The 14,500-nt window shown below is 53.1% G+C and carries 9 protein-coding genes; all 9 read right to left on the bottom strand.

The annotated features are described in order from the left end of the window. Nucleotides 1-9: 9 nt before the first annotated feature. The 9 genes from AB1L42_RS14860 to AB1L42_RS14820 all read right to left on the bottom strand — a co-directional run bounded on the left by AB1L42_RS14860 (nt 10) and on the right by AB1L42_RS14820 (nt 14,471). Nucleotides 10-5,148, bottom strand: a complete 5,139-nt coding sequence (locus tag AB1L42_RS14860) for a PVC-type heme-binding CxxCH protein (RefSeq protein WP_367057144.1) — start codon at nt 5,146-5,148, stop codon at nt 10-12. A 398-nt stretch (nt 5,149-5,546) separates the two neighbouring features. Then, a complete protein-coding gene (locus tag AB1L42_RS14855; protein WP_367057141.1) occupies nt 5,547-6,113 on the bottom strand; it encodes a glutathione peroxidase in 567 nt (188 codons plus the stop codon). A gap of 246 nt (nt 6,114-6,359) precedes the next feature. Beyond that, on the bottom strand, nt 6,360-6,815 hold the full coding sequence (locus AB1L42_RS14850; protein ID WP_367057138.1) for a GNAT family N-acetyltransferase: 456 nt from the start codon (nt 6,813-6,815) through the stop codon (nt 6,360-6,362). A gap of 294 nt (nt 6,816-7,109) precedes the next feature. After that, nucleotides 7,110-7,490, bottom strand: coding sequence for a co-chaperone GroES (locus tag AB1L42_RS14845; RefSeq protein WP_367057135.1), 381 nt, complete (start codon nt 7,488-7,490; stop codon nt 7,110-7,112). A 200-nt stretch (nt 7,491-7,690) separates the two neighbouring features. Next, nucleotides 7,691-8,665, bottom strand: coding sequence for a hypothetical protein (locus tag AB1L42_RS14840; protein ID WP_367057132.1), 975 nt, complete (start codon nt 8,663-8,665; stop codon nt 7,691-7,693). Between the two features lie 136 nt (nt 8,666-8,801). Next, on the bottom strand, nt 8,802-9,839 hold the full coding sequence (locus AB1L42_RS14835; protein WP_367057129.1) for an endonuclease/exonuclease/phosphatase family protein: 1,038 nt from the start codon (nt 9,837-9,839) through the stop codon (nt 8,802-8,804). Between the two features lie 8 nt (nt 9,840-9,847). After that, nucleotides 9,848-11,161, bottom strand: a complete 1,314-nt coding sequence (locus AB1L42_RS14830) for a hypothetical protein (RefSeq protein ID WP_367057126.1) — start codon at nt 11,159-11,161, stop codon at nt 9,848-9,850. 152 nt (nt 11,162-11,313) lie between these two features. Then, nucleotides 11,314-13,791, bottom strand: coding sequence for a VWA domain-containing protein (locus AB1L42_RS14825; protein WP_367057123.1), 2,478 nt, complete (start codon nt 13,789-13,791; stop codon nt 11,314-11,316). A gap of 212 nt (nt 13,792-14,003) precedes the next feature. Then, nucleotides 14,004-14,471 carry a hypothetical protein gene (locus AB1L42_RS14820; protein ID WP_146506742.1) on the bottom strand — a complete coding sequence of 156 codons (468 nt, stop codon included), beginning with the start codon at nt 14,469-14,471 and terminating at the stop codon, nt 14,004-14,006. Nucleotides 14,472-14,500: the final 29 nt, after the last annotated feature.

The following is a 14,500-nucleotide window of genomic DNA, read 5'->3' as shown; positions in this document are numbered from 1 at the left end:
CTTTGATGATTAGCTGCGTTTTTCTTTGAGAGTCTGCAGGTAATCAACCAGGTCCACAAGTTCTTCGACAGTCATCAGCTTCTGAAGGTCTCCAGGCATTAGAGAAATGTCCTGCTTCTTCTTCGCTTCAATCGAGATGACAGGGATCGACCGAATGATTCCCTTTTCGTCTTTCAACTTCAGTTCTGTATCGGATTCACTGACCAGCAACCCGGAATAAACCTGGCCTTCAAGCGTGAGGACCATCCAGTTCTCATAGTTGTGGCTGATGCCGGCTGAGGGATACAAGATGGACTCGAACATCGCCGGGCGGCTGAGTTTCTTGCCGATTTCCGAGAGGTCCGGGCCGACTTCCTGTCCGATGCCGTTTACTTGATGACACTTGTTACAAGTGCCGGTGGTGTGGAACACGACACGTCCGTTGGCGAGATCTCCACTCATCTCGACGAGTTCGCTCATCGATGGCAGCGGGGTTGTGTCTTTGCCTGGAGGAGGTGGAAACACATCCGCTGCCGGTTCGCGGATCGATCGCCACTGTGCGGAGTTCAAAGTCGCTGCCAGAACGTCTTTGATCTGAGGCGAGAACTCTCCGCTTTTCGCGATCTCGAGAAGTTCCTTAGCACCGGGAAGCGATGCACCGAGTGCTTTGACTGCGCCACGGCGAGCAAACAACGGTTTTGAGTCGTCGCGAAGAATCGCGAGCAGCGGCCCATTGCTTCGGCCGTCGGCAGTTGTTTCCAAAGCAGAGAGCGTCTTGTCAACGACCTCACGGTCATCACTCGTCAATGCCTGCGAAATCAGTTTGAACTGCTTGTGATTGTAGAGTGCCTGAATCGCTTCGACTGCCAATTGGCTCACCGGTTCGTTTTGAGCCAACATGAGCAGGTCCGCGAATCGATCTTCCACCCCGAACTTGTCGACGAGTTTCACGAACTGAGTTGTGCCGTGATTGGCATCGAGTGACTGGCGAAGTGCTTCGGCGTATTTCGGGTTTGAACCGATATCAAAACCTTGCATCCGGTTCAGTGCCTCCGCCCGAATCAAGGCAGACTGGGATGGATCAAGTCCGTCCAACTCATCGAAAGCCAGTGAGAGAAGCACAGGTTTTCGGGAGTCGGTATCCTGAAAATCCATCGCCCGGAAATAACGAGTGATGTTGGCGGTTGAAGATTCCGAATCACGAATGAGCTTCGCCAATAGTTCGGGAGTATGCGTTCCACGCGACCGCCAGATGATTTCGCGACCGGCTGCGGAACTGAGATCACCTCCCTGTTCGACGAATGCGTCAAGACATTCATCCCACTGCCCGTCAGCGGCAATTCCGAGGGCTTCGAGATACCAACGATCTTTGCCGTCGTAACGTTTGGCGAGGCGTCCCCACAACTCGACTTCGTGTGGAACGTCGATTTCTCGGATCGTGATCAACAGTTCGCGAGCGAGAGCCTCGTCCATGTTGTCGAGTGAAACCTTCCCTGCGTACTTCTCTTGCGGGATCACGTCGAGAATTTGACGGGCGAGTCGGATCGCAGTGATTTGGAGGTCGACATCTTCGTTGTGCATTCCAGCGAGAACGTATTCCAACCGTTGATCAGCAGGGATTTCTAATTTGCCGATCGCCCACAAAGCTCGTGCGCGCAGGTATGGCTTGTCTGAGTTCCAGAGTTTTCGAAGCTCAGGAAGTGCATCCTCTCCCATACCCATCAATGCTGTGAAGCCGAGGTATCGACGAGACATGTTCGGGCTGCTGAGGGCAGCGACTGCTCCTGCTGGAGTTGAAACGTCGAGCGAACTGACGGTGTATTTGTCTTCGAGTCCTTCGCCTTTCGGAACGACACGAAACAATCGGCCTCGCTCGATATCCTGCATGCGATGGCCTCCAACGCCCGGATCGTACCAGTCGGCGACAATCAGTGATCCATCCGGAGCAACGCAGACATCGGACGGACGAAACCATTTGTTGGCCGTTCCGTCGAGGATGTCGACGACTTCAGCGGTGTAACCGGCGCCTGATCTCTTTGCGATATATGCCCGACAGATATTCGGTCCCGCATCGCAGTGGATTGGCTGACCATGGAACGCTTCCGGCAGCAGGTCTCCCTCATACAGGCAGATGCCGGTCGGAGCACCCTGACCGGTTTGCAGCAAGTTGGGAATGACGCCGGGGTCGTTGAGGTGCCAGTGCCGTAGCGGAATTTCGTCGCTCCAGCCGGTTCGGTACTCCCTCCAACCTGCTCCGGTCATTTCATCTTTGTAGCCATAGTTTCCGTACGGCATCACGTAGTTGATTCGCACTCCACGATTTCCGTCATCGTCGTTGTCCGACTGCCACATCGTTCCGAACGAGTCGACACAGACTTCCCAGTTGTTGCGAAAGTTCCAACCGAGTGTCTCCATCTCAGATCCATCAAGGTTGCAGCGGAAGACCATTCCTTCCTGATACGGATTCCGAGAGTTGTTGATGACGTTGCCAGCTTGATCGACGATCGGTTCTCCGTTTTTGTCGTGAATCTGTTTGCCTTCGTTTCCGAAGTTGAAGTAAAGCTTCCCGTCAGGACCGAAATGAAAAGCATGGATTCCGTGATCGTGCTGCGCCCCGCCGATCCGACTGAAGAGAACTTCCTTGCGATCTGCTTTGAGATCTCCGTCTTCGTCAATCAGGAAGAATACGGAGTCGTTGGCTGAGACGAGTGCTCTCAATCCGACACCATCGGGTGTCGGGAGGATGAGGATTCCGTGAGCGGAATCAACGTCGTGCCCTTCGAAGAAAACGCTGTACTGATCCGCTTTCCCGTCAGAGTTAGTGTCTTCAAGGACGAGGATTCGGTCTCCCTGTTTCCGATCTCCGATCACATCGGCATTTCGAAAAGCACGATAGTTGACCGCTTCGCACACCCAGACACGTCCGAGGTGATCGACATCGATGGAAGCCGGATTGGTCATCATCGGTTCCGAGGCGAAGAGGGTCGCCGCGAGGTCATCATGGACTTTTAGTTGTTCAACAGCCTGATCGGATTCGTGACTCTCAGTGAGAGCAGCTCCTTCACTGGAGGTCACCTTGGCCAGAAATTCCTGCGACGGTCGAGCGTCTGTAAAGACGAAGAACTGCACACTGGTCGCGTTTCCGTCCCCTTGTTCGGTTCCGCCGTTGTCGAGTCCAGCCCGGACAGTGAACTTCTTGAACGAGTGACCTTCAGGAAGGTCATACTCGATGATCGAGTTGGCGTGAGTCCCAATTCCGTCGGTCACTCGCTTGCCGTTGATTTTCAGTTCTCCGCCACCAGCGTTTTGGCCGACGCGAACCTGACCCCAGTCAGATGTCGCAGACTTCCATTTGATGTCCGTGAGTTTCTTGGATGTGCCATCTCCGACGAGTTTTGGCTCAGCCCAGTCTGCCCAATCGCACGAGAAATTGTTCCCCCCATCAGTCACGACGAGGAAAAGTTTCGAAGCACCAGAAATGTCTGCTTCCAGAGATTCAGCATGGCCGGGAGTTTGCGATGTCAAGATCTTTGAAGCTGCAGCGGGTTGATCGCTAACTTTCGCTGAAGGTTCTTTTTGATTCGCAGCGACCGGTTGACGGTTCTTGCGTGGCTTGGCTTTTGTGTTTCTGTCATCAGGCTTGGGGTAATCCTGGTTGGCTTCGAGTTCTTCTTGGGTTGGCGTGGGGGAGTTGATGCCTTCGGCAGGGACCTCGGCATTGGCTGTCCAAAGGATGGCGTTCAAGACAATCTTGCGGAAATTGTCATCCTGCCAGTTCTTGTGGAAGTGTCCACCGGTAAAGCCAAAGCCTCGTCCCTTGCCATCTTCCCGCTCGTAAGCCCATGCGACGTGTTGAGGTTCTTTGCGTTCCAGAACTGCTTCACGAACGTATGGGTTGCCGGAGTGATGTCCGTCAGGTCGATTCAGTGATTCACGTGGCGGCAAGTCTGAAAGGATTGGTGTGACGCCCGCCATGTCAGGCTGAAATCGCATGTGGTAGTACCACTCGTCGTTGATTTCGAACGGTTCAACACCATTGGCAATGGGATGGTCGGGGAACTCGTCGAATTTGCCGTCCCAATGCGGATTGACGGACCAGTCGACCTCAAAGTATCCACCAATCCAGTCGAGAAAGTGCTCACCCGGATCTCCTGTGACTGTTTCGACAGCGTAGTGCAAGCAGACGAGACCGACTCCGCGTTCTTGGACGAGACGGTCGAAGTCTTCGAGTCGATCGTTCAGGTAATGACGTCCGCCGCCATCGCAATAGGAGACAACAGTATCAGCGTTGTCGAAGGCAGTTGGATCTTTCGGCCATCCGTTCGTGTAGACGGCAGAGACAACATTCGCATTCGACTCGGTCAGCTTCTTCGCGAGCAGTTTGCAACCAGCGTTGTGCTCGTGCGAGAAGTAACCATGGCTCGGAGTCCCAGCGACGAAGACAACTTTCTTGAACCCAACCTGAAGCGGCAATCGCTTCAGTTGGATGTCTTTGAATTCAATCTTCATCGGTGGTCCACTGTGCAGCTGCAAAGCCAGCACTCCGGATCGATCGAGGCCATTGGGGTCGTTGTCTGTGACGTCAGCTGTGACATGACCATTGATCTTGAGGATCAATCGATTTCCTTGAGCAGTGATCGAGTACTCATTCCAATCTTCGAGATCAATCTTTTCGAAAAGCTCAGCCGGGTCAGCGACTTGTTCCGTAACGACTTTCCCTTCTTCGGTGATTGTCGATTTGTGTCCCCGTTTAGCGAGGGGGCCGCGTTTGGTCGCTTCGTCATAGAGAGAGCCGATCCACTCACCAGCCCGGTCGATGTCGGCCTGATATCCAACGACATGACCGTCATCCCGAAGCGATCCTCGGAATTGAATTCCGCTGTTCGCCTTTTCAGTGCCGGAAATTCGAAACTTCAAGCGAAGTTCGAAGTCATCAACTTCGCCCTGATCCCAGACGAGAAAAGTGTTGTGATTGAGCGGCTTATCGGAGGTTGATTCGCCGACGATGGCCCCGTCGACGACCTTCCACCAGCCATCCTCACCTTTCCAACCGTCCAACGTCTTTCCATCGAAGATCGGACGAAAACCGTCATCTGCACTACTTGCTCTGTCCGTCCAACAGAATGCAAACGAACACACCAGCAGACTTAACGTCATCAACTGCTTCATCGACAACCTCACACTGTCATTTCTTTGATCGAACTCACGGCGCAGTCACCGCTTCGAAATATGTTCAAGAATTGATTCGTTTCGAGATTGTAGAGAACGACATTGGTTGGCGCCTACCAGACAGAAGATTGAGTTTCTGCCGGCAACCAAACACTCTCAGTGGACTTGAAGAATTGCGTCGCTGCCACTGTTCGAAGAATTCGCAGCGTTTCGAAGTGCCATCGCTGCTGCGTAGAACACATTTCGATTCTCGCCAGAAAATGGAAGAAGCCGCGCGAAACAACTCCATCTCGCGCGACTTCCAGTACAGAGCACCATCTCTGTGTTTCGTTTCTCACCTTGTCGTCGTGGTGGCTGAACAGACGACGAAACGGTGAGTGGTGAAAAGAGATCCGTGCTTAGCTCTTTTTCAGTGCGTCACGAATTGCGGAGACAACTTCCGCGTCGTCTGGCTGAGTTGACGTTCCGAATCGGGCAATCACTACGCCATCTCGATTGATCAGGAATTTTTCGAAGTTCCAACCAATTGGACCGGCGCCTTTCGGTTTTGTGTCCGACTTCACAAGTTTTTTGTAGATCGGAGAAGCTGATTCCCCATTGACCTCGATCTTCTCCATCAATGGAAAAGTCACGCTGTATTTTGAGGTACAAAACTCGCGAATCTGGGCAGCGCTTCCCGGCTCCTGACTGCCGAACTGGTTGCAGGGAAATCCGATCACGACCAACCCGTCATCTTTGAATGTCTCATACAGATCCTGCAGTGCTTCGTATTGTGGAGTCGCACCGCACTTGCTGGCCACGTTGACGACCATGACCACTTTGCCGTCGTATGTCGACAGGTCGACAGTTTCACCGTCCAGTGATTTCATTTTCCCTTGAAGCACATTTGCCTCCTCAGCGACACCCGGAGTTGCCAGCACAAAAACGAACGTAGAAAGAACCGCAGCAGTGAGTAGCTGTTTCATATCGATCTCGCTTATCTCGATTCCGAAGAAGATTGAAGCTGCTCGCGAGGGCAGCTTGTTTCTGAGTCAATTCTAGACGTCTCTGTTCGGTGTCAACAACCATCTCGGAAAGCATCATCGCTGCCGGTTGTTCAAGATCGACGGGCTCTGAATGCAATCTGAGCCATCGACTCACATGGTCTTCATACTTCGTCGTCCTCGAATAGCGGTGAACGACGGAATTGATGCTGACACGAATAGCCGGCTTTAGGGAGCGTCACGGGTTTGAAGAAAGAGCGCTTTCTTTTCGCCGGGGAGTGTGAAGTCGAAGCCGCAGTTCAGGAAGAACTGATCGGTGGAGGTAATCGCCATGACCTCAAAGACGTTGCGTTCTCTCGCGAGATCGATGCATGCGTTGATGAGTCTCTTCCCGATTCCTTGACCCTGCATGATCGGCCGAACACACAATGACCGGACTTCTGCGAGCTTCTTTGAGTAGATCTCCAGGGTAACAAACCCCACGATCTGGTCATTCACTTCGGCGACGAACCCAGTCGGGATCAGCTGTTCCATTTCGTCGATGGTTCTCGGCAGAATGCGCTCAGCCGCTACGAAATCGGCGAGAAAGAGATCGATCCGTTCAATGTCTTCAGGTTGGGCGCGACGAACGACCAGGTTGTGTTCACATGCAGTCTGCTGGGAGTTCGTGTCGTCAGATGTCACTGAATTGAACTTCTACTCGCTGAAGAAAAAGAAATCGGTCGACCACTGGTATGAGTCGGTTTTTAAGCCGGAAAGGATACTGCAATCGCCCAGATGGTTCGCGCAAATTCTAAAGAAACGAAAGTGCGACTTCTACGCTGTCAGCGTTTGGCCCACAGAATGTTCTCCGTAATTCTGGATCGATGGCCATTCTCGGGCTGTTCTAAAACTTGTCTGTGCAAATGCCCGACGCTCATTTGCAAATTGAACGCCGGGCATGCACGTGTGAGTTGATCAGTCTAAAGCGACGAATCTCTACAATTCTTCGTTGTCGTCCAGTTCCGAGAGATCGCTGATGTCGTCATCGAGTTCGTTCTCGAAATCAGCTTCTTCGATCGGACGATTTGATTGACGTCGAAAGACTGCGACAACGTCGTCAATCGGAACCACAAACAGCACGTTGTTCGGTTCCAGATCGACGGGAATGGCATTCTTCGGATGGAACAGAACCTTGTCGTATTTCGCAACCGGAAAGTCTTCGTCGTTCTCGACTTCCGTGCTGATTTCGACAACACGTCCGGTGATTGTGGGAATCTCAGCCTGATCGGGCAGAACAATTCCGCCCCGCGTCTGGTGGCGGCTTTCGTCTTTTCGAATCAGAATTCTGGGACCAAGCGGTTCGACAAATTCATCCATTTTCATTCCCCATCACGAAGGGGCAACAAGTAAACAACCTTTCAGATAGCTAAGTATACGCAGTTGTTCCCGCGTTGACGACTCCGAACTTTCGCCGATCAGTCAAACGAAAACGGGACTCAAGAATTCTCGCGCAATGCGAAGACAGACTTCGTCAGAGTGAGCTTTTCCGAGGATGGCTGAGAATTTACAGAATCGGTTCAGAAACGAGGTTGAAAGTCGCCCGGCTTCGAATTCACTGGGGTCAATTCCGGTAAGGACGAATTCAGCGGCGACGGAGCTCTGCCTCGGGCTGGTTCATAAGAGGGGACAGGGGTTGGAATCGGCATCAGGCCGTCGTTCGGGCTCGCAGCAGGCAGATCTCCGATCTGAACTCGATGAGCAGTGAAGTCAACAGTCAATTCGGTGGCTTGCATTTTCGAGTCTTGACTCTGGATGTTGGCATTCCGAAAGACGAATTTCCCATCCTTTAACGACGCAGAATCTGCGTGAATGGTGAACGTCGAATTTTTGAAGATGAGCTCGCCATCGATTTCAAGTTCGACGACTTGTTCGCCATCGTCATTCGACCGAACATCCGAACGGAAACTCTCGCAACGGATCATCGCAGCCCCATCTACAATCTTTTCGACGGGTTTCTGCACCATTTCGATCACGTGTCGTTTGACGGTCCGAGCAACTCCTCCCTCCATATACGTCTCTTCCACCGAGCGTTTGCGAGGAGAGGAGACCATTTCGGACTTTACAGTTTCGCGGGGAGAGAGTCCGGCAGGAGCATTGAGAATGATACAGATCGGCAGCTGAGATTGTTCGGTTGAGTCTTCACTTGGACTCGGTTCGGGAGTCGTTGTGGCTGGAAGTGAGTCGTCCGCTGGTTTGTTCTGCGGCAGCGGGTCGAATTGCAACGATGGGGCATCGAAGTTTGGTTCTGGGACAGCCTGAGAGAATTCGGAAGCATCTTCGGAATTCGGTTCAAACAGGTCCCCAGAGAAGACCTGCCCGATCAGCCGTTCCTGCGGTGGCTCGACATCGCTCAATTGTCTGAATACGGCATCTTGATCACTCTCGGAGTCGGCAGTCTCCGGAATCGGTTGAACTTCAGAATGGTTGTCCATCCGTGCCACAGCGAAAGAGGCACATCCGAGGAGCAGCAAAACCAGTGTCGTTCGAAGCATCGTGAACCCCCGTGAGAATAATCCTGACTTCTCATCCAACGTGATTCTGCATCTGCCCGATGAGACCGTCAAGGTCAGTCCCGATTCGATCGCGCAGCGACCTGGAGTTACGAGAGCGAAATGTCGAGTTGTTAGGTCACTTTGCCAGTCGGAGCGTCGCCAAGACCGGGAGATGATCGCTGCTGATGTTGTTGCAATTTGAGAAGCTTGTCACGGAGAATTCCGGGCTAACCAGAATGTGATCGATCGGCAGCCGGACGAATGGATTCCCCGCGGGCCAGGTCCCGGAGATCTCAAAGCCGATTCGTGAATCTCGCAATTTTCCGGTGCGACAGACGTCTCGAAAGTATGGCGACCAGGGAGTGCAATTCATGTCGCCGAGAACGATCATCGGATGGGGCGATTCTTCCGCAATTTGAGCGATCGCAACGAGGTCTTCGTTCCGCGACATTGCTCCTTCCGTACGGGTTGGAGGCAACACATGAAAGCCAAGAATTTCGATACGCTCACTATCCAGTTGTACTTGTCCGCGAAACATCGGCAGTGATGCTCGGCCAATCTGTTGAAAGCCAGACTCGATGAACGGAATGCGACTGAAAACTGCCATTCCGAAGTTGTCTTCACGTGGCGAATGCAACGAATGCGGGTAGTCGGCGTTTAGTTGCTGAAGAGCTCGGCTCCATCGGTCGTTGACCTCGAGAATGAGCACGATGTCAGGCTGGTGCTTGCGAATAACTTCGATCAATCGGTCGTGATTTCGGTTACGAGTAAAGACATTGACACTCATGACTCTCAGTTTATTGGACGTGAGATCAGACTCATCGACTTGGACAGAAGTCTCGTCAACCTGACGGTGAGGAATGAGATACTCACCGAACCATGTCACGTTCCAGATCAACGCAACAACTGGAATGATCGCAATTTTGAAGCGACCGATCAGGAGCAGGATTGCGGCGACGGCCAATTGGATCGCTGCAATCTGAATTCGAAAATGAGTCAACAAATCCAGCGGCCAAAACCACCGGGCCATCAGTGACAAGACCGTGGGGATGACAACTGCAACAGCGACCAATGCCGAGATTACGGTCAGCCAATTGACAGTCTTCAATTTCTCCACGGTCAACCATGCAGAAATAGTCCGCGCGGATTGCTGCTGAGGATCACGTTCGGGCATGTTCAATCTCAAGGAACGAACGGCGTTTGGTTCACCGTTCCTCCGGGGAAGTTAAAGGTCGACACACCTGTGATCGTGGAAAACTGCACGCCGACACCGATTCGAACATACCTCCGATCTGCAGAAATGACGGCTCCGGTCTGTAAAGCTGCGCCATCGAGATAGGTTTGAACAACAGGTGCAAATCCGATCGCTCCGGCCCGTCGAACAGATGGATCTCTCGCGACATTGAAGTCTTCGACAGCGTTCATGCGTGCATCTGTCATGGGCAGCCGTCTCGGTCGACCAACCTGTCGGGGAATATTCCGTTGAGGCATTTGTCCGGTTCGAGAATCCAGGAGCAAGGAGAGTTTTCGAGGTTGTTTTCGACGTCCAGCATCGAGATCGATATCGAGACTCGCGACATCGCCATCGAGGTTCAACGTCTTTCGCTCGACTGATTGCTGAGGCGAATTCGCATGTCGGGTGATCGTGACAACTGCCCGATTTCCCACGACACGACCGAGTGTGTTCTTCACCTGAATCCGGTATCGACCAGCGACTCCAATCGGACAGATGTACTCTTCGAAGGAGCGGTCCGGACCAATCCCGTCGTTCAAATGAATTCCTCCTGCATAGGTCAGGGGCGTCTCGAAAGAACAGATCGAACCGGGTGGCTCTTCGACAATCAAGTCGAGATCAGCGTCCCCGCTCCAGTCGAGCCGGATTTGAAGATCCTGAACTTTGGCTTGTTGCAGGGCTTCGGTGAGGCGGGCGAGGGTTTCCGAATCTCCGCTGCGTCGAAGGTTGCGCATTCGATTCAAGATGGCATCTTCAGCAAGCTGATGTTTTTCCTGAAAGTTGCTGGACCAGTAGTGCGTCAGGATACCTGTCGCTGCCCATTCAACGTCTTCGTCTGTTCCAACTTCCTCTGCCAGACTGAGTCCCAGCACATACGGTTCATGACGCTCGGGAGCTATTCTGGATGATTGACGATAGAGCTTCAGAGCTGCCTGCTTCCGATCGAACTTGTTCAAGTAGGCTGCTGAGTACATCAAGTTCTCAAAGTTGACCGCCCCGAAATCTGAGAGCGACATCACCACGCGCTCCACGTCTTCTTTCGGATAGTTCTTGATCTCCATGGAGAGAGCAAGAACCTCGTACATCCACGGTTGCGATTGCCCATTGATCAAGGCTGCCTTCAGGCACGCAATGACTTGATCATGCTGTTTTTGACGATGCATGCGCATGACCCATTGCCGCACTCGCAATGGCTGCGGTCGGTATTCCGAGAAGAATTTCACCCAGCTCTTGAGTGCATCGGACTCACTGAACTTGGGCATTTCCACATCGTCATATTTGAAGACTGACGATGAGTCCTTTGCTCCTGTAGGGGGAACAAGAAAAAGCGGAGCAGCTTCGGCCGTGTTAGGGGCCGCAGGCTGCTCCGCTGGAGCTTCAACTGGTTGAAATAGGGGGGCTGGGTCCCCGGAGACTACTTCAGAATCGGTTTTTTTTTCCCTGGAACAGGTTCCGCTGGCAGACTGAAGAATCCACCACCGCCACCACCGAGGCCACCGCCACCGCCACCGAATCCGCCACCACCGCCGCCGAGGCCACCGCCACCGCCGAGTCCGCCGCCGCCTCCACCGAGACCACCGCCGAGTCCGCCACCGCCACCTGTCAGAGGCAGAGGAATTGGCATGACGAGGTCACCGACCGAGTACACGCGAGTCTGCTGGGTTTCGTCTGCTTTGAAGGCAGTCGTGATCTTCATGACTTCATCTTCGATGACGTAAGTCAGTTCGAGTTTTTCGAGCAGAAGCTTCAGTGCTGATCGCAGAGTAATCCCTGAGATCACGAGTGACACTTCGTCTTCCGTTGAAATTCCCTCGTTGCTCAACTCGACTTCGTCGAAGATGATCGGAATTCCGTGCTGAAGTCGGATGTAGTCGATCACGTCGCTCAGCGGGTTACCTGGGAATTCAAAGCTTGTGACAGCTTCGAGGGCGTCGTAGATCTTCTGTTCGTTCGGGCTGTTGTGACGTAGGTCAACAGACTTCCACTTGTCTCGCATTTCTGTGAGTGCCCACCAAACTTCTGCTGGTGGATAACGAATTGGTGGTTCGTCTGGGAACGGAACACTCGACTTTTCAACTTCGTAAAGTGTTGCGAGGAATCGGTCCGAGCGAAGAGCACGCAAGCGAGCAACTTTGTCGAGCTGACCAGCAGCTTCTGAGACGAACACGACAGCCACGCCGAGTGAGCTGCCTGGGTAAGCACTCAGGACTTCACGTCCGACTGCTTCAGCTTGTTCGAATGCGTCCGGATCTCCGTGGTATCCTTCGAGAATCAAAGCACGCACACGGTCAACCATCTGTTCCAGCTGGCGATCACGTTCTGCGGCGAACTCGATCAGTCGTCGCTGTGCTTCCAGTTCGGACTCACGACGATTTCGTTCTGAGATCTCGAGGATGATGCGTTCACGCTGAGCGATTGTGTTCTGAAGTTCGTCAGCAACAAGGCGAAGAAGTTGGTTGCGAACTTCAGCGTCCACGTTCAGTTCTGATTTAATCGCTCCACGAGCCTGATTGAGAATGCTTTCTGCAACGTCAGGATCTTCGTTGAGGATGGAACGAGCTTGTTCAACCTGCAATTCCACTTCCCGGCGAAGTCGCTGAGTTGCAGCATCTCGCAGTTGCTCGAACTGAGTGATCGAGTCTTCGCTGCGTGGTTGTGTTCGATCGTCGAGTGGATCAGATGATTCGGTGGCTGGAGCTGTTCCCAGTGTTGGGGCTGCACCAGAATCGTCGACTTGAACGGTCAGAGTGTTTTGCAGTTCGCCAGCACGTTGAATCAGTTCTCGAGCTGTCACGTTTCCAGGATCGACGTTCTGAATGTCGAAACCGATCTTCTCGGCAGCTTCGTAGTTTTGACCGTTGAGAGCTGCGATGCCTTCGGCTTCCATGCGAGCGATCTGGTTCTCGAATGACTCGTGAGCCAGGTTCACCATCCAGTCGCCAGCGAGGCCGAGTGTCAGGCCGTCGTCGTTCTGTCCGACTCGCCACAGTTCGCTGATGAAGGTGTTACCGTCGGTGCGATCAGTTGCGAGCGTCCATGACTCGTTTCCGAGTTGGAAGGACGTTGAAGCATTCAGGTCACCGTGCAGGAGATAAACTGTTTCGCGGTCTGATCGAACTGGAAGTGGACGAGATGGGATGAATTCAACATCCGATCCGGTCACTGTTGCGATCTGAGGGTATTCCACAACTTGTGTGGCAGCGTTGGCGAGCAACTGTCCGGCTTTTTCACCGGTCATTGATTTTGCATTGCCTTCATCTCGCATGATGAAGCCACCGGTCTCTTGACCGAGAATTCCGAGCAACTGCAAGTCGGTGTTCGATCCGACAGCGAACGCGTGAACCGGAATCTGTTGCGAAACGAGCTGCGATGTCAGAGCTTGAACTTCGCGGGGTTGCAGCAAGTGTGCGGCGCTCATGCCGTCCCCGATGAAGACAATCGATCCGGACTTGCTGTCATCAAGTGCCTCGATTGCTGCTTCGATCCCGGCTTCGAGGTTGGTCGCTCCAGCTGGGAAGCGAGATTCCAGAGCAGTCAAAGCTGCGCTGGCGACGGATGCTGGTTCGCCGAAGCCATTCACAACCGGTTGAGCGGTCACGTCGACAGCAATGACGGTGGCGCGATGGCCTTCGGGAAGATTGGTCAGGAAGTTCTCAAGAACTTCGAATCCCATCTCCCGATGTTCACCGACCTGGCTCGCTGATGTATCAATCAGGACGACATGGTCGACGTTCTTCCGGAGCGCGGCATCCGATGAACCTCGAACCGAAACGGTGGCATAATCCTCGCCATACGGCGAGTCATACGTTCTGACGATCGCTTCGTCCGCCGAGCAGATGCTCGCGGCGAAGAAGCTCGCCAATAGTGCTGAAGATTTCCAAGCGTTCATCATACTTTCGTTCTCCGGGAATGCGCCGCAACCGAATGGTGTTGGTTGAGAACCGTTGACATGCTGCACCAACTCCATAAACGGAGAGGAACTAAATTGTATAAGGAGTCTCGGAATGTTTTGAAAGAAATTCCCAACATTCTCCCCGAATCGCTTCCAAGTTTTCGTCTTACGGTGAAATCGATGGAATGATCGGAATAGCCGGATCCAAAACTTCAGAATGACGTTTCCGTCAATTTGATGCGATTCGCTCGAACGCGTTGCAAGCGAGACTTGGAATACATTCGAACGACTTCATCGTTGTAAGTGACACGTCCCTGATCATCGACACCAAGCAGCGCCTGAATTTCCGGCACAGCCTGGCCAGAATAGAGGCCTGCGAAGGTTTCTGGATCGACGCCGAGGCCTGATTCCAGATCTTCACGGGCGTTACCGCCGCCGGAGAGAATCAGATATGCGTTCGGGCCTTCCGTGATTGACTCATACAATCCGTCCGACCGGAGAGAGTCCATCGCCTCGATCAGGCTTCGGTTCGCTTCTCGAATTTTGTTTGCTGTGTCGTCAGGAACGCCAACTTGTCCCTCTTGAGCGGTGAGGCTTTTGACATCGAGATGAGCCTGTCCGCAACAATATCCGACAGCCAACAATGCGGCCGCCATCGAAACCCTTCGCAGCGTGGTCATTTTTGATTCCTTCTGAATCAATTGAGTCT

The organism is Thalassoglobus sp. JC818, from assembly GCF_040717535.1.
Lineage (GTDB): Bacteria > Planctomycetota > Planctomycetia > Planctomycetales > Planctomycetaceae > Thalassoglobus.
This window is presented reverse-complemented; position numbering and strand designations above follow the sequence as displayed.

What these genes read in the sequence shown, in the direction of transcription:
- AB1L42_RS14860 (WP_367057144.1), bottom strand. Translation starts at nt 5,148, where the DNA reads ATGAAGCAGTTGATGACGTTAAGTCTGCTGGTGTGTTCGTTTGCATTC.
- AB1L42_RS14855 (WP_367057141.1), bottom strand. Translation starts at nt 6,113, where the DNA reads ATGAAACAGCTACTCACTGCTGCGGTTCTTTCTACGTTCGTTTTTGTG.
- AB1L42_RS14845 (WP_367057135.1), bottom strand. Translation starts at nt 7,490, where the DNA reads ATGGATGAATTTGTCGAACCGCTTGGTCCCAGAATTCTGATTCGAAAA.
- AB1L42_RS14840 (WP_367057132.1), bottom strand. Translation starts at nt 8,665, where the DNA reads ATGCTTCGAACGACACTGGTTTTGCTGCTCCTCGGATGTGCCTCTTTC.
- AB1L42_RS14835 (WP_367057129.1), bottom strand. Translation starts at nt 9,839, where the DNA reads ATGCCCGAACGTGATCCTCAGCAGCAATCCGCGCGGACTATTTCTGCA.
- AB1L42_RS14830 (WP_367057126.1), bottom strand. Translation starts at nt 11,161, where the DNA reads ATGCCCAAGTTCAGTGAGTCCGATGCACTCAAGAGCTGGGTGAAATTC.
- AB1L42_RS14825 (WP_367057123.1), bottom strand. Translation starts at nt 13,791, where the DNA reads ATGATGAACGCTTGGAAATCTTCAGCACTATTGGCGAGCTTCTTCGCC.
- AB1L42_RS14820 (WP_146506742.1), bottom strand. Translation starts at nt 14,471, where the DNA reads ATGACCACGCTGCGAAGGGTTTCGATGGCGGCCGCATTGTTGGCTGTC.